Here is a 208-nt window from a genome sequence, read left to right as displayed (position 1 = left end):
GCCGGCCCCCGGCCAGCCGGCTCCGGATCTCTTCGGAGGCGGCTTCGGGGCCGAAGTCCAGAGCGTCCAGGGCGGTCTCGATCCAGTGGTGGAAGCGCGGCTCGTCCTCCAGCGGCACGCCCAGCACCTTGCAGATCACCGTCACCGGCAGGGGGTAGGCGAAGTCGTCCACGGCATCGATCCGGGTCTTGCCCCTCATGCCGTCCAG

Annotated in this window: 1 pseudogene; it reads right to left on the bottom strand. The window is 70.7% G+C overall.

From position 1 onward, the window contains the following. A pseudogene (locus tag R2S09_RS40485) lies at positions 1-208 on the bottom strand (cytochrome P450); the annotation flags it as partial.

The sequence above is a fragment of the Streptomyces sp. MK7 genome (assembly GCF_032658145.1).
Taxonomy (GTDB): Bacteria; Actinomycetota; Actinomycetes; order Streptomycetales; family Streptomycetaceae; genus Streptomyces; species Streptomyces spiralis.
Note: the sequence above shows the minus strand (reverse complement) of the source record. Positions and strands in the feature narration are given on the sequence as shown.